Below are 26,376 nucleotides of genomic sequence, written 5' to 3'. Positions count from 1 at the left end.
CGTGCGCGCCTCGCATCGCGAGATATCCCCCGAGCCGGGAGCTCTATCACACCGCAAGGTCGCCTTGCGAGGGGACAACAGAGAACTTCGAGCATCAGCCCTGAGGTCTGCGCACATCAGGTGACCACGGGCAGCCCGGCAACACCGCCGGGCTGCCCGGCAACACCGCCCGCCCCCCGCAACTACGGCGCGAGCGACAACCCGCGAACGTACTCCGCGAGCGCCCGCTCCGCGCTCGCCACCGCCTCCCGCGCCCCCGAGAGCTTCGCCGACACCGCCGCGATCCGGTCCTCCTGCTCGCTCAGCGCCTTCAGATAGCGCTCCTGGAGCGCGCTCCCCGCGGGCACGACCTTGAGGTTCTGGCGCACGCGCTCCTGCTCGTCGCGCAGCCTCGCGATCTCGGACTCCAGCGCCGAGAGCGCGCGCTGCCTGTCGGCGACCGCGCCCCTGAGCTCCGCGAGCCGCGCGAACACCGCGCGCACCGCCTCCGGGATCTCGCGCGAGGACAGGTACACCTGGATCTGCTCGCTCGACAGGCTCGTGAGCGCGACCGTGTGCGAGATGGGCTGCTCCAGCGCCACCGTGAGCCGCGCCGTCTCCGCCGCCGCGACCTCCCGCCGGATCCGGTAGCGATCGCGGCTCGTCTCCACGCCCTCCCTGGGCTCGGCCAGCTCCCATCCGGCGAGGCGCGGGTGCTCGATGACCACGACGCGCGGCTCGCGCGCGGCGCCCACGATCGTGTACTCCGTCACCCTGCGCGCCGTCCTGACGATCTCCAGCATGCCGCCCTCGATCCGGGCGCGCGACAGCACCTCCTCGCTCCGCTCCTCGCGGTCGATACGCACCTTCCGGTCCACGGCGAAGCTCACCAGCCGCGATTCCCCCGGCGGCAGCGGCGCGAGGCGCGCGTCGCCGACATAGGTGACGACCCCCTGGTCGGAGCGCTCGTAGACCGTCATCGCCCCTGGCGGCAGGCTCGCGTCGCCGTCGTTGCGCAGCCGCACCGACGCGAGCGGGCTGCGCGCGCTCGCCTCCGGCTGATACAGCCAGAGCCGCTCCGCCGGGATCTGCCGCTCGATGATCGGCAGGAGCGCCGTCTTCCCGCTCGCGAGCGTGAGCGGCGCCGGGAAATGGAACACGACCTGCGTCGCCGCCTCCTCGCGCTCCGGCACCGGCGTCGGGGCGGGCCCGGCGGGCGCCGTGGCCTCCTCGCGGGCCGCGCCCATGCGGTAGCGCGGGAGCCGCGTCGCCCTGGCCGCGAGCGCCGAGGCGCCCTCGTCGAGCCGCGGCAGCACCCGCTCGGCCACGTCGACGGGCACCTCCGGGCGGTCCACATAGTAGATCTCGTAGAGCGCCTGACGGAACGTCACCGGGTCGCCCGACACCAGGGTGAAGTCGATGTCCTTCCAGTCCCCGCCGCTCTGGTTCTCCACGACGGCCCACCCCGAGAGCGCGGCGGTCGTCGCGCGCGCGTCCGCCGGGACGGTGAGCCGGTACGACGTCTTCCAGAGCGGCACCTCGACGACGTACGCCACCCGCACGATCCGCTCTCCCTCGCCGGCCGCGCGCACGACGAGCGCGCGGCGGTTCCGCGCGCGCTGGCTCGCGAGCCCCACGAGCGCCGCGCCGACCTGCTGCCGGAGCCGCTCCTCGACGAACTCCACGCCTTCGAGCTCCTCCAGGACGACCTGCTTCAGCGCGCCGTCCGACATCAGCGCGAGCCGGTGCCGCCCCTCGGTGCCGCCGCCCGGCACGCCGACCTGCACCGCCGTCACCGCGACGATCCGCCCGGCGATGGCGCCCTGCGCCGCGCGAGTCCGCACCTCGGCGCCGCGCAGGGCGTTCAGCAGGGCGGCCTCGGACTCGAGCGCGCCCTCGTCGAACGGCAGCTCGCGGAACAGATCGCGCAGCGGCTCCTTCCCGGGAAGCGTGATCTTCCCGGCCGCGCCGCGCTCGTCATAGACGACGATGCTCTTCAGCACGTCGTCCACCTGGTCGAGCCGCACCTCGAGCGCGAGCTCCGCGTCGCCGCGCACGCGCGCCTCGTGCTCGAAATACCCGACGCCGCCCGTGGAGAGCACCACGCGGCGGAGCGGGAGCGCGTCCGCCGCGGCCCCCGGCCGGGCAAGATCCATCGTGTCGGCCGCCAGCGTCGCTGTCGTCCCCACCCCGTGATTCATCGTTGCCTCCCCCCGGCGGAGGCGCGCGACGGCCTCGCCTCGTCGGTTCATAACGCCCCTCCGGGGGGCGTCAACGACGCGGGGCACGGCGGGAGTTCGCGCGCCGCTCCGGCGCGCGTCAACCGCGGCGGGAGGCCTCGAGCCGCTTCACCACGGCGAGCGCCTCGTCGACGTGCCGGGTCGCGCGGATCTGGGAGGAAAAGACATGTCGAATCACGCCCTCTCGATCGATGACGAACGTCACGCGGCCCGGGAGGAGCCCCAGGAACGACTTGACGCCGTAGCGCGCGGCGGTGTGCCCGCCGGGGTCGCTGAGCAGCGTCATGGGCAGCCGGTGCTTCTGCGCGAACTGCTCGTGAGAGCCCTCCGAGTCGGCGCTCACGCCGATCACCTCGGCGCCGGCCTCCGCGAACACGTCGTGCTGGTCGCGGAACGCGCAGGACTCCGCGGTGCATCCCGGGGTGTCGTCCTTGGGATAGAAGAAGAGGACGACCGTCTTCTTGCCGCGAAAGTCGGAGAGCTTCACCGCCTCCCGCTTCTGCGATTGCAGGGTGAACTCGGGGGCGGTCTCACCGACGGACAGGGTGGATTGGCCGAACATGGCGTCGTCTCTACCCGATGCGCCGCGGCGCGTCCAAGCCCGCACGCCGTCGCTGGCGGCGTGGCCGCGCCGATCGGGCTACCCTGGGCGCCCCATGGCCACCACGTTCGCTGCGCTGATCTTTCGACCCGCCGAGATCCCGGACCGCGCGCTGTCCCAGGGCTTTGCCGTGGCGCTCGGCGGCTGGGACGTCGCCTCGCCGCGCCTGTTCGTCGCGCCGCTCCCGGGCGTGCCCGGCTTCTGCGCCGCCTACTACGCCAGCGGCGACCCGGCCGTCGCCGGCGGCGACGAGCTCGACCACCTCTCCGAGCTCTTCGAGGACGAGCTCTCGCCGCCCGTCGCCGTGCTCGACGCCGCCGCCGAGCTGGGCCACCCGGGCGCAACGATCTTCGCGCTCGTGTTCTCGGAGGAGATCGTCCACGACGACGGCTGGCGCTTCGAGGCGAGCGGCTTCGTCCGGCATTTCGTGAGGGAAGGGGAGGAGGGCATCGAGGCCGGCGTGGAGGCGCCCGACCGGAGCGACCTCGTCGCCGTCGAGGTCGACCTTCCCGACGACGCGACCGAGCAGCAGGAGCGCGAGGCGATGGACAGGGCGATCCGGCCGCACCGCGGCTCGACGTACCTCTCGGCCGAGCTGGGCGCCCCGGTGCTGGGCGCGCTCATGGGCGGCCTCTTCGCGCCCGAGCGCCGCGTCGACGTGCGCCTCGTCGCGCCGGGGCCGGCGTCGATCGCGGGCGAGGTGAGCCGCCTGAACCGCGTGCTCCGGCGCGAGGACGGCCGCGGCGCGCCCGCGTCCCTGCCGCCGGTGCGCGGCGTCGACGCGCCGGCGACGTACGAGGCGTTCGCGCGCGCCTACGACTGGGCCGACCCGGCGGATCCGGAGGACCTCTACCGCGAGCTCGCGATCGGCGCCGTCGAGGGCACGCTGCGCTTCCTGCGCGACGACGAGCTCCGCGGCCACGAGCGCGAGCCCGGCTGGGAGGCGGCGGCGGCGCGGCGCCTCTATCCGATCGCCCGGCTCTCGGGCTCGGCGCTCGGCGGCGGCGCCGCGCAGCGCGCCGTCGTCGCGCTCGAGCCCGACGGCGAGCAGCTCTGGATCGTGCGCGGCGGCACGAGCGCGGCGCCCGCCGGACCCACGTTCGGCGAGCTCCTCCGCTACCTGTCGCTGGGCTGGTCGCGCCGGAGCGACGCCGAGGAAGATCTCATCGGCGCGCTGATGCTGCGCGCGCGGCTCAGAGCCCTCGGCGGCTGAGCCGCGGCACGGCAGCATCGACATTCAGAATTGAACAGCCGAACAGGGCCATGGAGACCCGGTGTTCCATTCAATGGATCTGTCGTGGCGCTGCACCCGTCGCTCGAGGCGTGGGGCGCTTTTCCACGCACGTTTCGATCGAGTAGTTCCCTGGTGCGCCTCGCGCCCGGCGCCCGCGGCGCGGGGCGCCTTGCTGCGCGACGTGCGTTCAAAGGAACGTGTCGTAGGCCTGGGGCCCGGTGGTGGCGGGACGGAGCGCGAACCTGCTGGGATCGTCGAGGACGAGGTGGAGCAGGCCGACGTCTCGTTCGCTGTGGGCGAAGACGCTCACCAGGATCCCGCCCTGCCGGACGCCCGTCTCGTAGCGCTCCGCCCAGTGCTTCGGGACGCCGGCGGTGATGAGGATCTCGCGCAGCCCGCCCGTGATCCCGGCGCCGACCGCGCTGGCCACGACGGCCGCCAGCGGCCCGGCCACGACGAACCCGAGGTCGGGGACGACCACGCTCATCGCGATGGCCGCGCCGAACGTGTGCGCCGGCGGCGATCCGTCCGGGATCCTGAAGTGCCTGTGGCGCGTCGCGTCGGTCATCAGGAGGCTGATATCCTGTCGCGTGTACCCGCAGTCGATGATGCGTTCCGCCGCAGCTTCCGCCTCATCGCGCGTCTGAATCAGGCCAATTACGAGCTTCGACATGAAGAGACCTCCTTCGCGTTGAGCGCGTCCTCGCTCCGGGCCCCCGCGAACCGATACCGCACGTCCTGTGCCAAGCTGAAATTGCCACGAAGCCATGCGATCGCCCCGATTTCGATGGTCTCGGCGCCCAGGTGGTGGCGAGGCGGTATGTCGCACTGCGCCCGGCGCGCCTCGCTTTTCTGATCCTGACTTTCGCCGGCACACCCGATTTATTCCAGGCTTTGCAGGCATGCGACGGCTGATCCCGCTTTCCAGGGATCAGCCTCTGGCCGGTCGTTTCAGGCTTCGACCCGCACCCACGGCGCGCGCGGATGTCCGAAGACGGCGGGATCCGGCGGGCGAAGTCGCCTCAGAAGCCGATCGTGTCCTCGACCGGCGGCGGACGCTTCGGGGTCGCCGCGCGGCCCGTGGCCGCGTCCTTCGGCGTGACGCCGCCGCGGCCGTCCGTGGCGCCGCGCGGCGCCGCCGCCGCGCCCGGCTTCCTCGGCTGCGCGCCCGCCGTGGCCGTCTGCTGGCCTCCCTGAGCCGCCGGCGTCGCTGTCTTCGCTGGCTCTGCCGAGGCCGCCGCCCGTGCGGGCTCTACAGCGACGGCGGGCCGCGCCGGCTCGACCGGCGCCGGCGCGACGCTGGCCGGCGCCGCCGCGGCGCCCTGGGCGCCCTGACGTGCGGCCTGGTCGTCCGACGAAGGCGTCACGTCGACGCTGTGCGACCCTCTCGCCGCCAGGAACACCACCACCGCCGCGAGCGCCCCGAGGGCGAGCGCCGCCGCCAGGATCGCCGGCGCCCACCGGCGGGACCCATCCGACCCCGACGTCGCCATGCCGGCGAGCGTCCGCCCCGGCGTGCCGGTCATCGAGAGCCGCGCGCCCCGCGCCGACGGCGCGCCGCTCCCCGGCCCCGAATCCGGCTGGCCGGTCGTCGAGAGCCGCGCGCCCTGCGCCGCCGGCACCGGCGTCGGCGGCCCGAACAGCACCGGCTGCGACGCGACCCGGGCCGCGCCCGCGTGGCTGGTCCGGTCGCCCCCGGACGAGGGGTCGTTCGTGAACGCCGTGCGCGCGATCCCGAGCGCCGCGTGCTCCAGCGCCTCGGCCATCTGCCGCGCCGACCCGAAGCGCGCCGCGGGATCGAGCGCCAGCGCCCTCTTCATCCAGGCGTCGATCGCCGGCGAGAGCTCCGGCCGCAGCGCGCTCGGCGGCGTGAAGATCCCGGTGTGGAGCACCACCGACAGCGCGCCCAGCGTCTCGCCCGTGAACGGCACCTGCCCGGTGAGCGCGTGGTAGGCGACGACCGCGAGCCCCCAGAGATCCGCGCGGAAATCGACGTGCTTCGCGCTGAGGAGCTGCTCGGGGCTCATGTAGAGCGGCGTGCCCAGCACGTGCCCCGTCGACGTCACGCCGAGCTCGCCCTGCGGCGCGCCCTGCACCCGCTTGGCCACCCCGAAGTCGACCACCTTCACGAACAGCTCGCCCTCGACGTCGAGCAGGAAGATGTTGTCCGGCTTGACGTCGCGGTGGACGATCCCGAGCTGGTGCGCCCGCCCGAGCGCCTTCGCCGTCTGCGACACGATCGTCGTCACCTCGAGGGGCGGCAGCGCGCCGAGCCGCTGGATGCGGCTCTTCAGGTCCTCGCCCTCGAGCAGCTCCATCACGATGTACGGCGCGCCGTCGTGGGTGACGCCGTGATCGAAGACCTGCGCGACGTGCGGGCTCTTGATCTGCGCCGCCGCCATCGCCTCGCGCCGGAAGCGCTCGACGAAGCCGCTCTGCTCCGCGTAGGCCGGCGACATGAACTTCACCGCCACCTGCGTGCCCAGCGTGAGGTGATCGGCCACCCACACGCTCCCCATCGCCCCCTTCCCGAGCTGGCGCGCCAGCCGGAGCGTGCTCGTCACGTGCTGTCCGGGGTTCATCGGGGGTCGTTCTCCATCAGCCGAGCTTCATCAGCCGAGCCGCCGACCCGAGGAGGTGTGCTGTGCGCGAAGCGCGGTCCTCCGGGCGTCTGCGCGCACAGCGTACAACAAACACCCCGGACCGTCACCAGCGAGCGCGCGGACCGCGCACGTCGCAGGGGCTCTCGGATAAGCTTGCGCCATGCGCGAGGGTACGCTGGTCGCAGGCCGGTTCGAGGTGCACCGCCTTGCCGGCGCCGGCGGGATGGGCACGGTGTACCGGGCGACCGATCAGCTCACCGGCCGCCCCGTGGCGCTCAAGGTCGCACCCCCGGAGCTCGCGCCCCGCTTCCGCCGCGAGGCGCGCCTGCTCGAGGCCGCGCAGCACCCGCTCATCGTCCAGCACATCGCGCACGGCACGAGCGACGACGGCGCCCTGTGGCTCGCGATGGAGTGGCTCGACGGGGTCACGCTCGGCGCGCGCCTCGATCAGGGCGCGCTCCCCGTCGCCGACGCGCTGCTCGTCGCGCACCAGATCGCCGAGGCGCTCGCCGCCGTGCACGCGCTCGGGATCACGCACCGCGACCTCAAGCCGGGCAACGTGCTGCTCCGCGACGGCCGCGTCGACGGCGTGGTGCTGCTCGACTTCGGCGTCGCGCGCGCGGCCGCGTCGACCACGCTCGTCACCGAGGCGAGCTCGCTCGTCGGCTCGCTCGGCTACGTCGCGCCCGAGCAGGCGCGCGGCGACGCCGACGTCGACGCGCGCGCGGACGTCTTCGCGCTCGGCGTGCTGCTCTTCGAGAGCGTCGCGGGGCAGCGCCCGTTCGCCGCCGACGACCCGCTCGCCGAGATGTGCCGCATCCTCCTCGAGGAGGCGCCGCGCCTCGCGGATCGCCGCCCGGACGTCCCGCCCCCCATCGACGAGCTCGTCGCGCGCCTGCTCGCGAAGGACCCGGCCGCGCGCCCCGCCGACGGGCGCGCCGCGGCCGCGGCGCTCGCGGAGACGCGCGCCCTGCTCGCGCGCTCGCCCGGCGAGGGCGCGGGCGGCGCGCCCGCCTCGGTGACGGGCGACGAGCGGCGGCTCATCAGCGTCGTCCTCGTCGACCTCGGCGCCGCGGACCCCGAGCCGGCGAGCGATCGCGGCGTCGAGCGCGTCGTCGCCGAGGTCGCGGAGGCGTTCGGCGGCGAGCGCGTGCGGCTCGCGGGCGGCACGCGCATGGTGCTCCTGACCTCGCAGGGCGACGAGGCGCTCACCGGCCGCGGCGGCGCCGGCACCATGGTCGCGTTCGACCTCGCCGCGCGCGCCGCGCAGTGCGCGCTCGCCATGAAGGCGCGCCTGCCCGGGCGCCCGGTCGCGCTCGCCACGGGCCGGGCGCAGGTGGGCGAGCGCCTGCCCTCGGGCGACGTCATCGATCGCGCGGTCGCGCGCCTGCGCGAGGCCGAGGGCGACGTGCGCATCGACGAGGTCACGGCGGGGCTCGCGGCCCCGCGCTTCGAGGTGACCGGCGACGGCCCCTCGTTCCTGCTGAAGGGCGAGCGCGACGGCTCCGAGCCCGAGGGCACGCTGCTCGGCCGCGTCACCGCGTTCGTCGGGCGCGACCGCGAGCTCGCGATGCTCCGCGGCCTCTTCGAGCAGAGCGCCGACGAGCCCGTGGCGCGCGCCGCGCTGGTGCTCGGCGAGGCCGGCATCGGCAAGACGCGCCTCCGCTGCGAGCTCGTCCGCGCCGTGCGCGACGGCGACGCGCGCGCGTCGGTCTACGTCGCGCGCGGCGAGCCGATCGCCGCGGGGGCGCCGTTCGCCATGCTCGGCGAGGTCGTCCTCGCCGCCGCCGGCTGCCTGCCCGGCGAGCCGATCGAGGCGCGGCGCGGCAAGATCCGCGACCACGTGGCGCGCGTCCTCCCCGCGCCTGCCGGCGACGCGCGGCGCGTCGCGTGGTTCCTCGGCGAGATCGCGGGCACGCCGTTCGACGATCCGGATCCGGAGCTCGACGCCGCCCGGGCGGACGCCGTCCTCCTCGGCGATCAGGCCCGCCGGGCCGTGCTCGACTGGCTCGCCGCGCGGTGCGAGGCGGGGCCGGTCGTCGTGGCGCTCGACGACATGCACTGGAGCGATCACGCCTCGGTCGCGGTGCTGGACGAGGCGCTCCAGGCGCTCTCGGATCGCCCGCTGCTCGTGCTCGGCTTCGCGCGCCACAGCGTGACAGAGACGTTCCCCGGGCTGTGGGGGCAGCGCGGGGTGCAGCACATCAAGCTCGGCCCGCTCAGCCCGCGGGCGTCCGAGCGGCTCGTCCGCAGCGTGTTCGGCGACGAGCTCGCGCGGTCCGAGGTGGCGCGGCTGGTCGAGCACGCGGACGGCCACCCGTTCTTCCTGGAGGAGCTCATGCGCGCGCGCGCCGAGGGCCGCAGCGACCTGCCGCCCACGGTCGTGGCGCTGATGCACACGCGCATCGAGGCGCTGCCGGCCGAGGCGCGGCGCACGCTGCGGGCGGCGAGCCTGTTCGGCGGCAGCTTCTGGCCCGAGGGGGTGCGGCAGCTCCTCGGCGCCGGCACGCCGATCGAGTCGGTCGACCGCTGGCTGAAGGGCCTGCTCGAGGAGGAGCTCATCGCCCGGCGCAGCGGCTCGCGCTACCCGGGCCACGACGAGCTCACGTTCCGCCACGCGCTGGTGCGCGACGCCGCCTACGGGATGCTGACGGACGGCGATCGCCGGGCCGGCCACCAGGCCGCGGCGCGCTGGCTGCGCTCGGTCGGCGAGCGCGACGAGCGCGTGCTGGCCGAGCACGCCGAGCGGGGGGTCGAGGCCGAGCGCGCGGGCGGCGTCGTGTCGCTCGCAGCGCGCCGGCCTGCGTAGGCGGCGCGCGCGATTACGACAACACGGAAATGGGGCGTGGTTGATGAATTTACATTGACGTGATAACTCGCCGCCCAGAGTATCGAGCATGGATTCGTCTGGGCTGGGCGCTGTCGGTCCCTACGAGCTGCTGTTGCAGCTCGCCACGGGCGGCATGGCCGAGGTCTTCATCGCCCGGCGCGCCCGGGCGTCCAGCCCGGAGGGGGCGGGCGCCGCGGCAGAGGCGGGAGGCCCGGCGGGAGCGGGGGCGGCCGGGACGGCGACGGCAGGAACGGCCGGCGCGGCCGAGGCGGCCGGCGCGGCCGCTGCGGCGGGCGCGGATCCCGGGCGCGAGCCGCTCGTCGCGCTGAAGCGGATCCGCGCCGATCTGCGGTACGAATCGGGTTATGCGGCGATGCTCTTCGACGAGGCGGGTATCGCGTCGCGCGTCGTGAGCCCGAACTTCGTGCCGATCCTCGATTACGGCCTCGACGAGGCGGGCGCGCCGTACATCGTGATGGAGCTCGTCGTCGGGGTGACGCTCAAGCACCTCACGCGGCCTCCGGAGATGCTCGACGTCGGCGACGCGCTCGATCTCATCGCGCAATCGGCCGACGGGCTGCACGCGGCGCACGAGGCGCGCGACAGCTCGGGGGAGCTGCTCCAGGTGATCCACCGGGACATCTCGCCGTCGAACATCCTCGTCGGCGTCGACGGGCGGGCGAGCATCTGCGATCTCGGGCTGGCGTACGCCCTGCGCCGCACGACGCGGACGAAGACGGGAACGGTGAAGGGGAAGCTGAGCTATCTCTCCCCGGAGCAGGCGCACGCCCGTCCGCTGGACCGGCGCTCGGACGTGTTCTCTCTCGGGGTCGTGGCGTGGGAGGCGGTGGCCGGCAGGCGGCTGTTCATCGGCAGCAGCATGCTGTCGATCCTCCACGCCGTGCTCGAGCGGGAGGTGCCGCCGCTCTCGAGCGAGCGCGAGGGCGTGGGGGAGGCGGTCACCGCCGCGGTCGCGCGCGCGCTGGAGCGCGACCGCGACGCGCGCTGGCCGACCGCGGCCGATTTCGCGCAGGCGCTCCGCGCCGCGGCCGAGCGCGAGGGGCACGCGCCGTCGCGCGGGCGCGTCGGCGCGCGCGTCGACGCCACCCTCCCGGAGCCGCTGAAGCCGCTGGCGTCGTCCTGTGCCCCCGGCGGGCCGCTCGTCACGCCGGAGATCATCGCCGCCCTGCGGGCGATGCAGGCGGCGGGGGTGGTGGGCGAGGGGGACTCCAGCGGGATGCTGGCGCCGCGGCGGCCCTCGCAGCGCTGAGCGTCGGCTCACCGTCCGGTGAGAAAAATGTGATCGTTCACATGTTCGAGCTCAAACGAGCTGACCGCGTGCGGCCGTCCTCGATCCCGGCTCTGACCGCGCGCCGCCGGAGCGCGCTCCAGGCGCCGCACACAGCAGGCGACAGCTCTCGACACGCCGGTCGCCCCTCCTGACGCGGCGCTCCGGAGCCGCTCAAACGGCCTCTCCTCTCCCGGGCTCGAGCACGCGCGGAAGCCGGCCGATTTCAAGTTGACACCGAAAATGTGATCGTTCACATTGCGGTCAGGGGCATCCTTTCGCTTCGCTCTTCGAGCGGGGCGTCACGCGCGCTGCGACCTTCGTCATCGGGTCGATCGTGGCACCGATTCCGTTCGATCGGTCGTCACGGAAGCGCAGCGTCCAGCAATGCAGTGGCTGATGGGGTCCCCTCGGCGCGTCGTCGAGGGAGCTTCAGGCCGAGGTGGCAACGATCGATCGCGACACGGGCGAGGGGGAACACCATGTCCCGCCCACACTCCACTTGGCGTGCCCACAGCGGGCGCAGAGAGAGAACCATGTCCAGGTCCTCAGAACATGAGCGGGCGCGTCCTCTCAGGGGCTGTCGGTCGGCTGTCTCGATGGCGTTGATCCTGGCCAGCGGCTGCACCGGGAGCCTGGGCGGCGACACGCGCACCAACGATTCCACGGACGATCCCACCTCGCCCACCGGCGGGAACCCCACCACGGTGGACCCGCGCGTCTGCGAGGATGGCGCGATTCACCCCGGCCGGGCGCCGCTCCGGCGGCTGACACGGTTCGAGTACAACAAGACGGTTCGCGACCTCTTCGGGGACACCACCGAGCCAGCCTTCTCGCTGCCGAGCGAGGATGTCGGGAACGGCTTTGGCAATGACGCGGACGCGCTGTCGGTCTCGAGCCTGCTGGCCGAGCAGCTCGGCACCGTCGCGGAGGGCGTCGCCCGGCGCGCGACAGCCACGCCGGAGGCGCTCGCGAAGCTCGCCCCGTGCGCGAGCAACGTGACGAGGGAGAGCGAGGAAGCGTGCGCGCGCACGATCATCGAGCGGATCGCGCCGCTCGCCTATCGCAGGCCGCTCGCCGCCGGCGAGGCGGACGAGCTCCTCGCGCTCTACACCGTCGGGCGGACGGATGCGACGTTCGACGTCGGCGTCGCCACGGTGATCGAGGGGCTGCTTCAATCGCCCGATTTCCTCTACCGCATCGAATGGGGCACACCCGACCCGGGGCGCCCCGAGCTCCGCCGGCCCACGGGCGACGAGATGGCGACGCGGCTCTCGTACCTGCTCTGGGGCACGATGCCCGACGACGAGCTGCGCAGGGCGGCGCAGGCAGGCGAGCTCTCGACGAAGGAGGGCGTGCGGGCGCATGCCGAGCGCATGATCGAGGACCCTCGGTTCCGGACCACCGTCCGGTTCTTCTTCGACAACCTGCTCCCCATCAGCAATCTCGCGGACCTCGAGCGAAGCGCGGAGGCGTTCCCGACCTTCTCGCGGACGCTCGGCTCGTTCATGCGCGAAGAGACGCAGCGATTCCTCGAGCACGAGATCTTCGAGGGGACCGGCACCTGGCCGGCCATCTTGACGGCCCCGTACTCGTTCATGAATGGTCCTCTCGCGAAGTTCTACGGCGTCGACGGCGTGACGGGCGACGAGTTCCAGCAGGTGCAGCTCGACACGACCCAGCGCCTCGGGCTCCTCACCCAGGCGGGCGTGATGGCCGGGACGACGCACTCGAACACGACCAACCCCGTGATCCGCGGCTCGTTCGTGATCCAGAAGCTGATGTGCCAGAAGATCCCGCTCCCCACCGGCGACATCCTGGAGCGGGTGAAGCCGCCGGATCCGTACACAGGCGCGACGGCGCGGGACCGCTTCAGCCAGCATAGCCAGGATCCGGTTTGCGCGGGGTGCCACCAGTTCCTGGATCCGGCCGGGTTTCCGTTCGAGAACTACGACGCGGTCGGGCAGTTCCGCACGACGGAGAACGACGTGCAGATCGACGCGAGCGGCGGGGTCCCGGGCACGGACGTCACGGTGAGCGGGCCGATCGAGCTGGTGCGGGAGCTCGCCGAGAACGAGGACGTGCTGAGCTGCTTCGCGACGCGCTGGGCCGAGTACGGCTATGGCCTCACGCTGCGCTCCGAGGACGCTTGCACCAAGACGGACGTCACGGCCGCCTTCAAGGCATCCGGGTACAACGTGAAGCAGCTCCTGGTCGAGCTCACGCAGACGGACGCTTTCCACTACATGGCTGCCCGAGAGGAGTGATGGTGATGTCGAACTTTCGCTTGAGCCGACGTGCCGTGCTGCGCGGTGCTGGCGCCATCGCCATCGCGCTCCCCTGGCTGGAGATCATGGGCCCCGAGCGCACCGCGCGCGCGGCCCCCGCCCCCGCCAAGCGCTTCCTCTCCGTCTACACGCCGGGCGGGACGGTGATCAACCGCTGGCGGCCGAGCGGCACCGAGACGAACTTCACCCTGGGGCCCATCCTGTCGCCGCTCGCGCCGGTGCAGGACCGTCTGCTCGTCGTCGACGGCCTCGACCTGAAGAGCGCGCGCGGTGAGCAGCACCAGAGCGGGATCATCGCCTGGCTCACGGGCACGGCGCAGGAGGGCTCCTCGAACGGCGGCTACGGCAACGGGCCCTCCGTCGATCAGGTGATCGCCTCCCGGATCTCCGCCGGTCAGAAGGCGAAGGCGAGCATCGAGATCGCGGTGCGCTGGGCGACGGGCAAGTCCCACGGCCTGGTGTCGCCGATGAACGCCGCGAACTTCGAGACCGCCGCGCCGTTCAAGCCGATCCCGCCGCGCCTCGATCCGGTGGAGATCTTCACCGAGCTCTTCGGCACGCTGGATCCCACCGCCGGCAACGACGCCGCCCGTCGCCTCGCGCGAAAGCGCTCGATCCTCGACTTCCTCGACGGGCGCTACTCCGCCCTGTCCTCGCGGCTCGGCGCGGCCGACAGGCAGAAGGTCGACCAGCATCTGACGAAGATCCGCGAGATCGAGATGAGCCTCAACAACGTGCCGGTCGAGACGAGCGCGTGCAAGGCGCCGGAGCGGGTCGACACGTCCGACTACAACCCGCGCACGGGGCTCAACTCCTCGGACAACGGCTCGATCAAGGACACCTCGACCGACGCGGCGATCCCCAAGGTCGGCAAGCTCATGATGGACATGCTGGTGATGTCGCTCGCCTGCGACATCACCGCGGTCGGCACGCTGCAGTGGAGCGACACCGAGGCGAAGCACACCTTCCCCTGGCTCAACCTGACCGAGCACCACCATTACTACCAGCACGACGGCGGCTTCAAGCCGGCCGAGTGCGAGCTCATCTGCAACTGGTATTCGAAGCAGCACCTCTATCTCCTGCAGGAGATGGAGAAGGTCGACATGGGCGGGCACTCGCTGCTCGACGAGAGCGTCGTCTTCTTCGGGTCCGAGCTCTCGGATCCGCCGAGCCACAACAAGACGAACATGCCGTTCCTGCTGGCCGGCGGCGGCGGCGGCCTGCGCACAGGGCGCTGGCTCCGGTACCCGAACCTCCCGCACAACAACCTGCTCGTCTCGATCCTGAATCTGTTCGGCGACGCGAGGGACACGTTCGGCGACCCGCGGTACTGCACCGGGCCGCTCACGAACCTGACGTAGCCATCTCGAGCCGGAACACCGCTGGCGCGAAAGCGACGGCGGTGTCCGGCGCTCGTCGAGGTCCCCTGGCAGGACGACCTCTGCCACCCCGGTGCGCTCGCGGGGAGCGGTCGTGCCCTGGGCCTCTGCTCAGGGCATGACAGGAATCAAGGCGCGAGCGCCACGTCGCCTCACCGCAGCAAGCCCTCGATCGCCGCGTACCACATGTTCGCCATGCGCGCGTAGCCGGCCTCGTTCGGGTGTATCCGGTCCGGGAGCTCCGCGGCCGGAAACCCTGTGTGCAGGTCCGCCAGCACCACGTGCTGCCCGGCGGCTGCCCGCGTCTCCACGATGTCCACCAGCGCGTTGTTGTAGGTGACCACCGTGGGATCGGCGAAGGTGATCGGGATGATCTGCGCCACGACCACGAGCGTCTCCGGGGACGAGGCGAAGATCTTGTCCAGGACTGCGCCCACGCGCTGCGGCGCCATGGGGATGTCATCGTTCTGGGTCAGATCGTTGGTCCCCGCGTGGAGCAGCACGATGTGCGGGTGATCCGCGAGCGCTGGTGTCGGCACCAGCCCGGCGATCTGATTGATCCTCCAGCCGCTGTGCCCTTCATGATTCCGCGGGAACGCAGCACCGTCGACCATCGACGGCCCGTTCACCAGAGACCCGACGAACGTGATGTTCTTGCCCGCGGCCCGCGCCTTCCTGAACAGCTCGATCCGGTAACCGCCGCCGCCCTGCACCCCGATCCCGTCCGTGATGGAGTCGCCGAGCGGCAGGATCTTGCAAGGCTCCCCGGTCGTCGGGCACGGCGTGTACCCGCCCGCGCTACCCGCGCCGCCACCGCCCTCACCAGCGGCGTCGCCGCCGCCCTGGCCACCCGCGCCGCCACCTCCCTCGCCCCCGGTGCTGGTCGCGCCGCCGCCGTCGCCGCCGCCCGAGCCTGCCGGGCCGCCCGTGGTGACGCCGCCTCCACCGCTCCCGCTGGTCACGCCGGCGCTCGTCACACTCCCGCTGGTCACGCCCGACGCAGCGCCCCCGCCGGTCCCGGAGCTGGTCGACGCCGCTCCGCCCGGCTCATCGGAGCACCCGCTGAACAGCGCCACCAGCGCGGCAGCCCCCGCCAGCGCGACCCACGTCGAGCGGCGCGGCCTCCGGAGCTCCGCATCGCTCCGCGCGCCCGACCCACACCGCCCATCCTTCGTTCGAACCAGGCTCATCGCATTCCTCCTTGACCACGTACGCCGAAGCGAAGATCCGCGGAGCTCGCCATGCGCGCTCCGCCGCGCCATCGGGATGATCGACCCAGCGTCTCGGAGGAGACGCGCGGGTCGGTGACTTGATGAACTCGACACAGGACAACGAGCTGAAGAGTCGCGGCGGGCGGCAGGCGAGACGTCAGGCGGAAGAGGGTCTCCATTCCACTCGCACCAGACGACGGTGTATCCATCGTCGCAGCCTCGATACTCCACGCATGGCCCGTGGCCTGTGGGGACACGTACCGGCCCCGCCGTCAGCGATCTCGATTGTCCGGCTGGAAGGTTCGCGAGCCCGAGGGAGGAACAGCGTTACCGGCGCACGGATCGATCCCCGTCCCGGGGACCCGGAGTTGCACGACGGCCTCCAGCACACAAAGTGGGAGGGTACCCGAAGCGGCAGTGTGAACGCTCACATATCGTATGTCAACCGAAATGGACGGGGGCGCGGCCGTCCTCGGTCCCGACGGATCGCAGGCGCCTGGACCGTCGGGGCGCGCTTTACCGGGCGACGCGCTGGCGCGCCGTGGGCCGGAGCGCGTGGGCGATGCCGCTCTGCAAGGTGCCCAGCGTGATGATGCCGGAGAGGTCCGCGCCGAGCTCGAGCAGGGCCCTCGCCACCTCCGGGCGGATGCCCGTGAGCACCACGCGCGCGCCGAGCATCTGGGCGGCGCGCGCGGTCCGCGTCAGCGCGTCGGCGACGAGCGCGTCGACGGCGCGCACGCCGGTGACGTCCAGGATCGCGGTGTGGGCGCGCTGGCTGCTGATCCCGGTGAGCAGCGTCTCCATGATCCGCCCCGCGCGCGCGCCGTCCATCGTCCCGACGATCGGCATGGCCAGGACGCCGTCGGCGAGCGGGATGAGCGGCGTCGACAGCTCCCGGAGCGCCTCCTCCTGCGCGGCGATGATCTGCTCCTGCAGCGCGGCCCGCTCCGCCTCCGCGCGCCTCAGGTCGGTGTCCTCTCTCACGACGCCGCCGACGCCGACCAGCTCGCCGCCCTCGTTGCGGACCGGGAACTTGACCGTGAAGAAATAGTAATTCTGGCTGCCGTAGTCGAGGACCTCTTGGTACTGCAACGATCGGCCGCTCGCGAGCACCTCCCGCTCCTTCGCCACGATCATGTCGGCGACGCCGGGCGGCGTGGCGCCGAACTCATGCTCGTCCTTGCCGAGGAACTCGATGGCGTGCCGCCCGAGAGCGCGCGCGTAATGGCGGTTGAGGAACACGTAGCGCCCCTCCGCGTCCTTGATGAACATGACGTTCGGCGAGTTGTCCACGAGCTGCAGGAGCATCTGATAGCGCTCGTGCAGCAGGCGCTCTCTCCGCCGCGGATCGTCGCCTTCATCCACGATGGCCGCGATCTCCCGGACTTCTCCTCGCTCGTCGCGCAGCACGGCGTACGTCCACCGGCAGGTGATCGCGTTCCCCTCTCTCGTCGTGCCCGCGCTCGTGGTCGTCGCGAACAAGCTCTCGCCAGCGTCGTGGTTGAACGCCTGCACCTCCTCGGGCGACACCGGATCCGCGGCCACGAGGTCGGAGAGCCGGCGGCCCACGGCCTCGGCCTCGCTCCAGCCGAAGAGGCACCCGGCGGCGTCGTTCCAGCGCGTCACGGTGCCATCCTGGCGCCAGTGGATCAGCGCCGGCACCTGCGTGGCGCCCCGCGCGAACGGAGCGTCCACGTACGCCGCCGGCGCGCTGACCAACCCCCTCTCGCGCGCGCTCTCGCCGCGCCGACTGGCCAGCTCCTGCTCCAGCTCCGCCACGCGCGCGCGCAGCGCCTGGCACTCTGCCTTGTAATCAGTCTGACCATCGATGTGCATGGACACCCCACCCGGCGCGGAGAGCCCGTCGAGCTGGCGATGCCGGTCCGCCGTGCTCCCTGCCTCCGATCCGTGGTCCCCTGGAGATGCCCCGTCTGCGTCCGCGCCCCCGCCCGGTCCGGCTGTCCGCTCGCTCCTGTCGCGGCTCATGCTAGCTCCTCTTCGCGCTATTTCAGAAGCGCGTCGCCCGCAGTGTAACGGCTTTGCAAGTCGAGGTCTCGCCAGAAATCTGACCAGGCCCCGCCCCGATCGCGCGCCTGCCGCTGCCCGCGGTCGATCGGGTTGACCGCGCTGGGCTCACCGTCGAGCCGCCCGTTCGTGTCAAGAGGCGTGTCGCCGATCATGCTTGACATTCGTGCTGTGAGCGCTCACAGCCCATCGCAGGCTTTGCCCATGGATGTATCCGCGCGGTTGGTGCCGAGCCATGTGGGCCCCCTTGCTTTCCAGTGGCTGGCTGCGGCTGTCGGAGAAATTTCTCGTATGAAGAGCATACTCCGATGTTCTCTCGGGCTCGTCCCGTCGTGCGTCGCGCTCTCGGTCACGTCGCACAGGTCACCCTGGGCACCCGCTACGCCGAGAAGATGATGGGCGCCCTCGGTCTCTGAGCGCTTCCCCCCGGGCCCGTCCTCGCGCGGGCTGGAGACGACCGGGGGTCGAGGTCGGGCCGAATGGAGTTGACACCGAGATTGTGAGCGCTCACAATACTCCGGAGCCACATTCTCTTGCTTCATTCGGGGTGGGTCGTCATGCGCGCCGAGACCTCCGTCCTCCGGTGGATCTCGGCGCCGGCCTCGCTCGTTCGGCGGCCCGCGCCGCGGGCGGCGGATCGGTGCGCCGCAGGTCGCCCGCTGCCGCACCGAGGCCCGCTCTACAGCTTCGGCGACGAGCGCCTCGAAGGCGGGCTCATCGACTCGATCATCGCCTGAGAGACCAGGGAATCCAATCGTTTAGGAGCTCGAGCCGCCGCCTGTCGGATCGCCGCTCCAGGCATCACCAACTTCAATCGCCCAACTCGCGGAAATCCAATATGAACAAGAAACTTTCTTCCAGACGGCTGTGCGGCACGACCTGGATCGCGCTCGGTGTCGCGACCCTCTTTGGATGCTCCGATGGGGGCGACGGCGGTGAGGGTGGCGCGGGCGGCTCGGGGGGAGCGGGCAGCACCACCACCGTCTCCTCCACGTCCAGCTCCAGCGCTGGTACGACGGCGAGCAGCGGAGCGACGACCAGCGGCACCGGAGGCTCGGGGACGACCAGCTCCTCGACGACCACCGGGACGGGCGAAGGCGGCGCCGGATCGGTCAGCACGACGACCGGAACCGGCGGGAGCGGCGGTTCCCCCAGCTCCGAGAAGTTCGTCGGCAACATCACGACGAACGGCGCAGTGCGCAACGGCTTCGCGAACTACTGGAACCAGATCACGCCCGAGAACGAGGGCAAGTGGGGCTCCGTCGAGAGGAGCCGCGGCAATCGGAACTGGTCCTCGCTCGACGCGATCTACAAGTACGCGAAGGACAACAACATCATCTTCAAGCACCACGTCTTCGTGTGGGGTGCCCAGCAACCCGAGTGGATCGGGGGCCTCTCCGGGGCGGATCAGCAGGCGTCCGTGAGGGACTGGATGAAGTCGTTCTGCGAGCGCTACCCCGACACGAAATACATCGACGTCGTCAACGAGCCGCCGCCCCACACCACGCCCTCCTACAAGAACGGCATCGGCGGTGACGGCGCGAGCGGCTGGGACTGGATCGTCAACTCCTTCAAGTGGGCTCGCGAGTTCTGCCCGGGCGCGGTCCTGATCCTCAACGACTACAACAACATCGAGTACCCGAACGACCACAACAACTTCATGAGGATCGCGAAGGCGGTGATCGACGCGGGCGCCCCGGTCGACGCCCTCGGCGCGCAGGCCCACGACGCGTACAAGATCAACACCAGCACCGTGAAGGACTACATCGACAAGATGGCCGCGCTGGGCAAGCCCGTCTACATCACGGAGTACGACATCGGCATCGCGGACGACAACCAGCAGAAGCGGGTGATGGAGGAACAGTTCACGATGTTCTGGAATCACCCCGCGGTCCCGGGCATCACGCTCTGGGGTTACGTCGTCGGCGCCACCTGGAGGGACAACACCGGCCTCCAGCACCCGGACGGCAGGCTGCGGCCGGCCATGCAGTGGCTGATGGACTTCCTGGAACGGTGATTGACATCGCGCTCAAGCGATGATCCCGAGCGAGCTCCCTCCCCGGAGGGAGCTCATGCGCGGCTGCGTGGGAGGGGTGGACCTGCGCTTACACCTCCGGCGAGCAACTTCGCGACAGGTTCGTCAAGAACAACGGCTGCACGGCGCAAGATCCGCCCGAGCCGCGGCGCGCGCAGGCGCGAGCGCCGCGGCGCGCGGTCACGGCTGCGTCACCTCGACGGATTGCACGTCGAGCTGGATGAACTGACCGACGAACGGCTCGGGCGCCGGGGGGACGCCGTCCACGACCAGGTGCTTGAAGTTGGCGATCATCACACGATTGGGATCGTCGCCCACGAAGGACACGGTGGCTCCGCCCCGGACCGGGATGGTCTTCGTATGGTCGATGATGAACACGTCGTGGCCCACGGTGGGGCTATCGTTGAGGTAGTAGACCTCGGGCGGGTCGGAGACAGAGAAGCTGTAGACGTTGTACGTCGCGTTGTCGGGTGAGCCGCCCACGCGAAAGTGCATGCCGTCGGGCGTGCCGCCCTTGTACGTCTCCGGCTCGACCACGCCGCGGAGCCGGACGGTCACCTGGTAGATCGTGTCGGGCGAGCCGCCGAACGTCCTCTTCTCGTCGACCCGCTTGGACGTCGCGCACTCGTCGCGGTTGCCCGGGTCCTCGTCGCACGGGATCTCCCAGCGGAAGCCGTCGATGCTGGCGGCCGCCGCGAGCAGGTCTTCGGCGCCGCTGCCGCCGGCCCCGCCGCTGCCGCCGGCCTCGCCGCTGCCGCCGGCCTCGCCGCTGCCGCCGGCCCCGCCGGAGCCCGCGCTGCTCGAGGCGCTCGTGCTGGCGCCCGTCGTCGCGCCTCCGCCCGAACCCACGGCGCTTGTCGAGCTGGAGGTCGCCTGGCCGTCCGGAGGCGGGTCGGCATCGGAGCCGCAGGCGAGAAGAACCATCATTGAAGGGACCACGAGCAGAGAGATTCTCATGTCACACCCGTCCGGCGAGAGCGCCGGCATGGAAGCTGGTAAATCCGAACTTCGTCTCGTTGATATCGCGTCTCGTTCGAATGGCCATGTCAGGTCCGTGAGCGGCCCTGTGCAGCACCGCAGGTCGCCTCATGACCGTCTCCGCGGGATCTTTGCGTCACCATCCGCCTGACGTCGTCGGCGCGGGTCAGCTCGCTGGGGGCAGGGGAGTCGAGCGGATGCTCGCAAACCCTCCGGAGCGCAGCGAAAGGATGCCCGCAAGGACAAATGTGAACGCTCACATTCTCGGTGTCAATCCCGATCCCGATCGACCGGCCCGCGGTCTCTCGAGCTCGAGGGGGACGCGGCGGAGCTCCCCCTGGACCCGGGCAGGGGGGGCGAGGATGCCCGGGGGCCGGTCGATCAGGGTTGACGCCGATCATGTGTTCGTTCACATTGCTCCCGAAACGTATTCTTTTGCTTCGCCCTGGATGAGACGTCCTGCGCGCCGAGACCTTCGTCCTTCGATCGGCCCCGGCACCAGGCAACGCTCAGGCCCGCTCGGTCGTCTCGGAACATCCGCGACCCTCACGGTCGTGACGGGGGCCACACACGCGCGGTCGAGCACGACGCCGCTCGGTGCGCCCCGCCGGAGCGTCGCCGATCTCGAGAGTTCGAACGTCGTCTGCCGCCGATCCTTTCTTTTCCCGTGGAAGACGATCACTGCCAGCTCGCCCAGCGGGCTGCCTTGGCGGCGAATCACCCCAGCGAGAAGCGCCAGAGTCATGGCCCCGGCGATCCACGACATCTGGCGAGACCTGACGAGTTTTCAGGAGAGCCGCAAGGATCCAGCTATGGCAACGATCACGACATCCCTCCAACGTAAGCTCCTCACGGCGGCATGGTTGATCTGTGGCGTGACCGCGCTTCCGTCCGGCGCCCTGGCAGACAATCCCATCGTACAGACCCTCTATACCCCCGACCCTGCGCCCATGGTCCACGGCGACACGGTATATCTCTATACCGGACACGACGAGGACAGCGCGACGGACTGGTTCGGGATGAACGAGTGGAGAGTGTACTCCTCCAGGGACATGGTGAACTGGACGGACCACGGTTCACCGCTGAGTTATCGCGATTTCAGCTGGGCAAAGGGGGACGCATGGGCAGGCCAGGCGATCCACAGGAACGGAAAGTTCTACTACTACGTTCCTGTGACGAGCACCTCCCTCAACAGGATGGCCATCGGCGTGGCCGTGTCGGACAGCCCCACCGGTCCCTTCAAGGACGCCCTGGGGAAGCCGTTGATCACCGCCAATTGCGGCGACATCGATCCGACGGTGTTCATCGACGACGACGGCCAGGCCTATCTGTACTGGGGAAACCCCAGCGTGTGCTACGTGAAGCTGAACGAGGACATGATCTCCTACCAGGGAGACGTCGTGCGCGTGCCGATGACGGCGGCGAGCTTCGGGCAGCGCACCGGGAATGACGACGGTCGCCACACGACCAAGTACGAAGAAGGTCCGTGGCTCTACAAGCGCGATGGCCTGTACTACCTGGTGTATGCGGCCGGCCCCATCTCCGAGTACATCGCCTACTCCACGAGCAGCAGCCCCACCGGCCCGTGGACGTACCGGGGGGTCATCATGCCCACCGAGGGCACCAGCTTCACCAACCACGCGGGCGTCATCGACTTCAAGGGGAACTCCTACTTCTTCTATCACAACGGCGCCTTGCCGGGCGGCGGAGGGTTTCACCGGTCCACGGCCGTCGAGCAATTCACGTTCAACGCCGACGGTACATTCCCGACGATCAAGATGACGCAGGCGGGCGCGCCCGGCGTCGGTACCCTGAACCCGTATGTCATGACGGAGGCCGAGACGATCGCCTGGGAATCGGGCGTCGAGACCGAGCCGTGCAGCGAGGGCGGGATGGACGTCGGGTCGATCGAGAACGGGGACTACATCAAGGTGAAGGGCGTCGATTTCGGCACCGGCGCGGTGTCCTTCGACGCAAGGGTGGCCTCGGCGACCAGCGGCGGGAACATCGAGCTGCGCCTCGACAGCGCGACCGGCACGCTGGTGGGAACCTGCATGGTCCAGGGGACCGGCGGCTTCCAGACCTGGGTCACCACGTCCTGCGCGGTCGACGGTGCGACAGGGGTCCACGATCTGTACCTCAAGTTCACCGGTGGAAACGGGTTTCTGTTCAATGTCAACTGGTGGAGATTCACTCCGCTCGACGCCCCGGATCCGGATCCGGATCCGACCGGCGGCGGGGGCGCTCCGGGCGCGGGTGGAGGGGGAGCGACGGGCAGCGGCGGCTCGGGCGGGGGTGTGAGCGTCAGCAGCGCCGCGACGACCGGCACCGGAGCGACGGCGGGCAGCGGCACGGGCGGCGCTGGCGCCGCCCCCGCCGACGACGGCGTCGACGACGCGGGCGGGTGCGCCTTCCGGGTCACCTCGGAGCCCAGCTCCCGCAGAGGCGCCTTTGCCGCCTTGATCGCGCTGGGCGCCGTCGCCGCGCGGCGGCGGCGTAACCGAGGACCTGGGCGGGGCGGGGCCGCCGCGAGCTGACGGTCGGGCGCAATGACCGCAGCGCCCGCAGAGATCTGCGCCCGAGGCGCCGCGGAGCGCAGACCCGGCGTCGCCCGGGTCTGCGTCTCCTCGCTGCCGCCGGCCCAGGCGGCTCGGGACGATGAGCTATCCCACGGACACTGACTGTATTCACGTTCTCACTGGAGGTTCCATCATGTTCACGACAATCCGCGCAGGTCTGATGCTCGCCGCTGCCTCGCTGGCGCTCGCGGTGAGCTCGACCGCGGTCGCGAAGCCCTACAAGGGGGCAGAGGTTTACACGCCCCAGGGCTATCTTCATGGTCGCATCGAGGTGCGCATGCGCATGGCGCGCGGGAGCGGCATCCTGTCGACCTTCTTCACCTACAAGGACGGCTCCGAGATGTCCGGTGCGTTCTGGGAGGAGATCGACATCGAGGTCTTCGGGAAGGACAACGCCCGGAGCTGGCAGTCCAACATCATCACCGGGATGGGAACGAGGGTGACGTCGGAGGAGGTGCACACGGCGGACACCTCCCTCGCGGATGGCTATCACACCTACACGCTGGAGTGGACGCCGGACTACGTCGCCTGGAGCATCGACGGGAGGGAGGTCAGGCGGACGACGGGCGCGCAGGTGGGCACCCTGAGGAGCCCCCAGGGCCTGCGCATGAACATGTGGTCCTCCGATGTCGTCGAGTGGGTCGGAGCGTTCGACGATTCCGTCCTCCCGCAGCATCAGTTCGTCAACTGGATCAAGTACTATCGCTACAACAACGGCGCTTTCGAGCTCGATTGGCAGGACAATTTCGACTCCCTGGACGGCGCGCGATGGGGCAAGGCGGACTGGACGTTCGACGGGAACCGCGTGGACTTCGACCCGCAGAACGTGACGGTGAAAGATGGCACGCTGGTGCTGTCGCTGACGCGGGAGGGGCAGACGGGATTCACCGGAGCTGTGCCCCGCGATGAAGACACCGGGCCAGGCACCGGCGCCGGCGGGGCGGGGGCGACGACCACCTCGTCCGCGAGCGGCGCGGGCGGGGAGGGGGCGACGACCACCTCGTCCGCGAGCGGCGCGGGCGGGGAGGGGGCGGCGACGACCACCTCGTCCGGGAGCGGCGCGGGCGGGGCGGGGACGACGACCACCTCCTCCGGGGGCGGCGACGCGCCGGGCGAGGGAGGCGGGCTCGACGGAGTCCTGCCGGACGAGGACGTCCTCAAAGGAGATTGCGGGTGCGTCGCCGCCGGAGCCAGCGCCCCGGCGAGCTCGTGGGCCGCGGCGCTCGCCGTGGGGCTCTCCGCCCTGGCGATGCGACGGCGCCGGACCCGTCGCTGACCTTTCAGGACGCTCGCAGGCGCCGCGGGGCGGGGCGCTCTCGCCGTCGCGGCCGTGACGACGCCGGGCGCCGCGGGCGCCGCTAGATCCTCTCCCAGCGCCCGCTCTCGGCGGAGCGGAAGAGCGCGTCGATGACGCGCATGTTGCCGACCGCGACCTCGATCGGGTTCTCGACGGGGCCTCCCGTGCGGATGGCGCGCGAGAACGCCTCGCTCTGGAGGTGGTACTGGTCGACGACGGCCGACGAGGCGACCTTGGCCGAGCTGCAGTTCAGCGTCGAGCCGTCATCGAGGAAGAGCTTGCACGGCTGGTCGGCGGGGGCGTTGAACGGGATCTCGATCTCGATGCGCCCCCTGGTGCCGAGCGCGTTCACGCGCTGGTAGGGGACGGCCTGCGTGCTGCACGTGAACGTCAGGTGCGCGCCGCGGTAGTCGAGCAGGCCCGAGGTCAGGCGATCGGTGCCGAACTCGGGATCGCGCTCGACGAGCGCCATCGCCCGCACGGGCTCGCGCCCGAACAGGAAGCGCGACGTGTTCACCGCGTAGCAGCCGATGTCGTAGAGCGCGCCGCCCCCGACTTCCATCCTGTTGCGGATGTTGGTGGCGTCGCGGTTGAAATACGAGAACGCCATCTGGACGCTGACCAGCTCGCCGATCCGGCCGCTCCGCACCCAGTCCCTGGCCTGCTGCCACTGCGGGTGGTAGCGGATCATGAACGCTTCGGCGATGCGCTTGCCCGTCTCGTGCTGGACGTCGACGAGCGCCGCGGCGTCCTTGGCGCTGAGCGCGATCGGCTTCTCGCACAGGACGTGCTTGCCGGCGCGGGCCGCGCGCGCCGTCCACTTCACGTGGAGGTGGTTGGGCAGCGGGTTGTAGATGGCGTCGATCTCCGGATCGTCGAGCAGCTCATCGTAGCTGCCGTACGCCTTCGGGATCCCGAGCGACTGCGCGGCGGCGCGCGCCTTGCCGAGGTCGCGCGACGCCAGCGCGGCGAGCTGGGTCAGGGGCCCCCGCCTCATGCTGGGCAGGCTGACCTTCAACGCGAAGTTGCTCGCCCCGAGGACGCCCCAGCGCACGGGGGTGAGGTGCTCGCTCGACTTCCGATCCTGGGCAGATGTGGGCATGGGCACCTCGCAGCGCGCGACGCTGGTGGCCGACGGCGCGTCTCTCAACGCTCGACGTGAATCGACGGACAGGCCTTCTGTCCTTTTGCGCCGCAGCCGAAATTCTTCGCCTCGGCGCCCGATGCGGGGACGTGCGCCGTCCCGTCCCCGGCCCATGCTGCGCCCGCGAAGCCGAGTGCAAAGCCGACGGCAAAGCCAAGGCTGAGGCTCATCGTCACGGCCCCCATCAGCTTCATGCGCATCGACATCCGACGTCTCCTGATCAGGTGAAGGGCAAGCTCAGCCACCCCATCGCAGCCCTCCAAATGTGAACGCTCACATTTCGAACGTCAATCCAAATCGACCGCTGTGGGGCCTGCATTACCGTGACGCGGCGCTCCGGAGGAGCCCGCCTGCGTTGTCCTCCCTCGCGCTCGAGGATCCCCGTCGGGCCGGTCGATTGAGTTTGACATCAGAAATGTGATCGTTCACATCTGGCGGGGGGTATCCTTTGGCTTCGCCCTGGGTGGGTCGTCCTGCGTGCCGAGGCCTTCGTCGTCTGACCGGTTTCGGCACGGGTTCCGTTCGGTTGTAGCGAAAGCGGTCGCCGATGAGCGTGCCTGGCGTCGATCCACCGGGGATCACGGTCAGGCGCTCCACGTTCTGTCACGCCGGGCGAGATGGGTTTCACAGCGCGAGCAGTTGCTCTCAGGCATTGTCGCCAGATG

20 protein-coding genes are annotated in these 26,376 nt (G+C 71.0%); 9 read left to right on the top strand and 11 right to left on the bottom strand.

What is annotated here, in order from left to right:
- Positions 1-182 precede the first annotated feature (182 nt).
- Positions 183-2,180 carry a DUF4139 domain-containing protein gene (locus WME76_RS20490; protein WP_437961759.1) on the bottom strand — a complete coding sequence of 666 codons (1,998 nt, stop codon included), beginning with the start codon at positions 2,178-2,180 and terminating at the stop codon, positions 183-185.
- 118 nt (positions 2,181-2,298) lie between these two features.
- The gene (locus WME76_RS20485; protein ID WP_437961758.1) at positions 2,299-2,781 is read right to left on the bottom strand and encodes a peroxiredoxin; all 483 of its coding nucleotides are present in this window, start codon (positions 2,779-2,781) and stop codon (positions 2,299-2,301) included.
- Positions 2,782-2,875: 94 nt separating this feature from the next.
- Between WME76_RS20485 and WME76_RS20480 the strand changes: the two genes are divergently transcribed.
- A complete protein-coding gene (locus WME76_RS20480; protein ID WP_437961757.1) occupies positions 2,876-4,033 on the top strand; it encodes a hypothetical protein in 1,158 nt (385 codons plus the stop codon).
- Between the two features lie 208 nt (positions 4,034-4,241).
- On the opposite strand, the gene WME76_RS20475 is transcribed toward WME76_RS20480, so the two are convergent.
- Complete coding sequence (locus WME76_RS20475; RefSeq protein ID WP_437961756.1) at positions 4,242-4,727, bottom strand: hypothetical protein; 486 nt, start codon at positions 4,725-4,727, stop codon at positions 4,242-4,244.
- A 349-nt stretch (positions 4,728-5,076) separates the two neighbouring features.
- Complete coding sequence (locus tag WME76_RS20470) at positions 5,077-6,636, bottom strand: serine/threonine-protein kinase (protein WP_437961755.1); 1,560 nt, start codon at positions 6,634-6,636, stop codon at positions 5,077-5,079.
- A 181-nt stretch (positions 6,637-6,817) separates the two neighbouring features.
- Here WME76_RS20470 and WME76_RS20465 point away from each other — a divergent pair, with 181 nt between their 5' ends.
- The 4 genes from WME76_RS20465 to WME76_RS20450 all read left to right on the top strand — a co-directional run bounded on the left by WME76_RS20465 (position 6,818) and on the right by WME76_RS20450 (position 14,424).
- Positions 6,818-9,466, top strand: coding sequence for a protein kinase domain-containing protein (locus WME76_RS20465; RefSeq protein WP_437961754.1), 2,649 nt, complete (start codon positions 6,818-6,820; stop codon positions 9,464-9,466).
- A gap of 88 nt (positions 9,467-9,554) precedes the next feature.
- Positions 9,555-10,757 carry a serine/threonine-protein kinase gene (locus tag WME76_RS20460; protein ID WP_437961753.1) on the top strand — a complete coding sequence of 401 codons (1,203 nt, stop codon included), beginning with the start codon at positions 9,555-9,557 and terminating at the stop codon, positions 10,755-10,757.
- A 617-nt stretch (positions 10,758-11,374) separates the two neighbouring features.
- Complete coding sequence (locus WME76_RS20455; RefSeq protein WP_437961752.1) at positions 11,375-13,042, top strand: DUF1592 domain-containing protein; 1,668 nt, start codon at positions 11,375-11,377, stop codon at positions 13,040-13,042.
- Entirely contained in the window at positions 13,042-14,424 is a 1,383-nt protein-coding gene (locus tag WME76_RS20450) for a DUF1552 domain-containing protein (RefSeq protein WP_437961751.1), read from the top strand. Before WME76_RS20455 ends, WME76_RS20450 begins: the two co-directional genes overlap by 1 nt.
- Positions 14,425-14,594: 170 nt before the next feature.
- Here WME76_RS20450 and WME76_RS20445 read toward each other — a convergent pair whose 3' ends face one another.
- The 3 genes from WME76_RS20445 to WME76_RS20435 form a co-directional block, all read right to left on the bottom strand.
- Positions 14,595-15,632: an SGNH/GDSL hydrolase family protein gene (locus tag WME76_RS20445; RefSeq protein ID WP_437961750.1), complete on the bottom strand. Its 1,038-nt coding sequence runs from the start codon at positions 15,630-15,632 to the stop codon at positions 14,595-14,597.
- 537 nt (positions 15,633-16,169) lie between these two features.
- Positions 16,170-17,489: a PAS domain-containing protein gene (locus tag WME76_RS20440; RefSeq protein ID WP_437961749.1), complete on the bottom strand. Its 1,320-nt coding sequence runs from the start codon at positions 17,487-17,489 to the stop codon at positions 16,170-16,172.
- 167 nt (positions 17,490-17,656) lie between these two features.
- Positions 17,657-17,833, bottom strand: a complete 177-nt coding sequence (locus WME76_RS20435; RefSeq protein ID WP_437961748.1) for a hypothetical protein — start codon at positions 17,831-17,833, stop codon at positions 17,657-17,659.
- Positions 17,834-18,235: 402 nt separating this feature from the next.
- Here WME76_RS20435 and WME76_RS20430 point away from each other — a divergent pair, with 402 nt between their 5' ends.
- Positions 18,236-18,415, top strand: a complete 180-nt coding sequence (locus WME76_RS20430) for a hypothetical protein (protein ID WP_437961747.1) — start codon at positions 18,236-18,238, stop codon at positions 18,413-18,415.
- A gap of 73 nt (positions 18,416-18,488) precedes the next feature.
- Here WME76_RS20430 and WME76_RS20425 read toward each other — a convergent pair whose 3' ends face one another.
- On the bottom strand, positions 18,489-18,881 hold the full coding sequence (locus WME76_RS20425; RefSeq protein WP_437961746.1) for a hypothetical protein: 393 nt from the start codon (positions 18,879-18,881) through the stop codon (positions 18,489-18,491).
- On the opposite strand from WME76_RS20425, the gene WME76_RS20420 reads away from it, so the two are divergent.
- Positions 18,874-19,695 (top strand): endo-1,4-beta-xylanase, encoded by an 822-nt coding sequence (locus tag WME76_RS20420; RefSeq protein ID WP_437961745.1) that lies wholly within the window; start codon positions 18,874-18,876, stop codon positions 19,693-19,695. The two genes, WME76_RS20425 and WME76_RS20420, sit on opposite strands and share 8 nt — an antisense overlap.
- 198 nt (positions 19,696-19,893) lie before the next feature.
- Here the strand turns inward: WME76_RS20420 and WME76_RS20415 are convergent, their stop codons facing one another.
- Complete coding sequence (locus tag WME76_RS20415; protein ID WP_437961744.1) at positions 19,894-20,670, bottom strand: hypothetical protein; 777 nt, start codon at positions 20,668-20,670, stop codon at positions 19,894-19,896.
- An 833-nt stretch (positions 20,671-21,503) separates the two neighbouring features.
- Here WME76_RS20415 and WME76_RS20410 point away from each other — a divergent pair.
- Positions 21,504-23,228 (top strand): glycoside hydrolase family 43 protein, encoded by a 1,725-nt coding sequence (locus WME76_RS20410; protein WP_437961743.1) that lies wholly within the window; start codon positions 21,504-21,506, stop codon positions 23,226-23,228.
- 175 nt (positions 23,229-23,403) lie between these two features.
- On the top strand, positions 23,404-24,546 hold the full coding sequence (locus WME76_RS20405) for a family 16 glycosylhydrolase (protein WP_437961742.1): 1,143 nt from the start codon (positions 23,404-23,406) through the stop codon (positions 24,544-24,546).
- Positions 24,547-24,628: 82 nt separating this feature from the next.
- Here the strand turns inward: WME76_RS20405 and WME76_RS20400 are convergent, their stop codons facing one another.
- Both WME76_RS20400 and WME76_RS20395 read right to left on the bottom strand, forming a co-directional pair.
- On the bottom strand, positions 24,629-25,669 hold the full coding sequence (locus WME76_RS20400) for a Gfo/Idh/MocA family protein (protein WP_437961741.1): 1,041 nt from the start codon (positions 25,667-25,669) through the stop codon (positions 24,629-24,631).
- Positions 25,670-25,713: 44 nt separating this feature from the next.
- Positions 25,714-25,917 (bottom strand): hypothetical protein, encoded by a 204-nt coding sequence (locus WME76_RS20395; protein ID WP_437961740.1) that lies wholly within the window; start codon positions 25,915-25,917, stop codon positions 25,714-25,716.
- Between the last annotated feature and the right edge of the window lie 459 nt (positions 25,918-26,376).

It is taken from the genome of Sorangium sp. So ce119, assembly GCF_051524405.1.
GTDB lineage: Bacteria > Myxococcota_A > Polyangia > Polyangiales > Polyangiaceae > Sorangium > Sorangium cellulosum_G.
The sequence above is the reverse complement of the archived record's forward strand: the minus strand, read 5'-3'. Positions and strand labels throughout refer to the sequence as shown.

Bases quoted from the DNA above. Each gene is read 5' to 3' on its own strand.
- WME76_RS20490 (WP_437961759.1), bottom strand. From the start codon at position 2,180: ATGAATCACGGGGTGGGGACGACAGCGACGCTGGCGGCCGACACGATG.
- WME76_RS20485 (WP_437961758.1), bottom strand. From the start codon at position 2,781: ATGTTCGGCCAATCCACCCTGTCCGTCGGTGAGACCGCCCCCGAGTTC.
- WME76_RS20480 (WP_437961757.1), top strand. From the start codon at position 2,876: ATGGCCACCACGTTCGCTGCGCTGATCTTTCGACCCGCCGAGATCCCG.
- WME76_RS20475 (WP_437961756.1), bottom strand. From the start codon at position 4,727: ATGTCGAAGCTCGTAATTGGCCTGATTCAGACGCGCGATGAGGCGGAA.
- WME76_RS20470 (WP_437961755.1), bottom strand. From the start codon at position 6,636: ATGAACCCCGGACAGCACGTGACGAGCACGCTCCGGCTGGCGCGCCAG.
- WME76_RS20465 (WP_437961754.1), top strand. From the start codon at position 6,818: ATGCGCGAGGGTACGCTGGTCGCAGGCCGGTTCGAGGTGCACCGCCTT.
- WME76_RS20460 (WP_437961753.1), top strand. From the start codon at position 9,555: ATGGATTCGTCTGGGCTGGGCGCTGTCGGTCCCTACGAGCTGCTGTTG.
- WME76_RS20455 (WP_437961752.1), top strand. From the start codon at position 11,375: ATGGCGTTGATCCTGGCCAGCGGCTGCACCGGGAGCCTGGGCGGCGAC.
- WME76_RS20450 (WP_437961751.1), top strand. From the start codon at position 13,042: ATGGTGATGTCGAACTTTCGCTTGAGCCGACGTGCCGTGCTGCGCGGT.
- WME76_RS20445 (WP_437961750.1), bottom strand. From the start codon at position 15,632: ATGAGCCTGGTTCGAACGAAGGATGGGCGGTGTGGGTCGGGCGCGCGG.
- WME76_RS20440 (WP_437961749.1), bottom strand. From the start codon at position 17,489: ATGCACATCGATGGTCAGACTGATTACAAGGCAGAGTGCCAGGCGCTG.
- WME76_RS20435 (WP_437961748.1), bottom strand. From the start codon at position 17,833: ATGATCGGCGACACGCCTCTTGACACGAACGGGCGGCTCGACGGTGAG.
- WME76_RS20430 (WP_437961747.1), top strand. From the start codon at position 18,236: ATGCGCGCCGAGACCTCCGTCCTCCGGTGGATCTCGGCGCCGGCCTCG.
- WME76_RS20415 (WP_437961744.1), bottom strand. From the start codon at position 20,670: ATGAGAATCTCTCTGCTCGTGGTCCCTTCAATGATGGTTCTTCTCGCC.
- WME76_RS20410 (WP_437961743.1), top strand. From the start codon at position 21,504: ATGGCAACGATCACGACATCCCTCCAACGTAAGCTCCTCACGGCGGCA.
- WME76_RS20405 (WP_437961742.1), top strand. From the start codon at position 23,404: ATGTTCACGACAATCCGCGCAGGTCTGATGCTCGCCGCTGCCTCGCTG.
- WME76_RS20400 (WP_437961741.1), bottom strand. From the start codon at position 25,669: ATGCCCACATCTGCCCAGGATCGGAAGTCGAGCGAGCACCTCACCCCC.
- WME76_RS20395 (WP_437961740.1), bottom strand. From the start codon at position 25,917: ATGTCGATGCGCATGAAGCTGATGGGGGCCGTGACGATGAGCCTCAGC.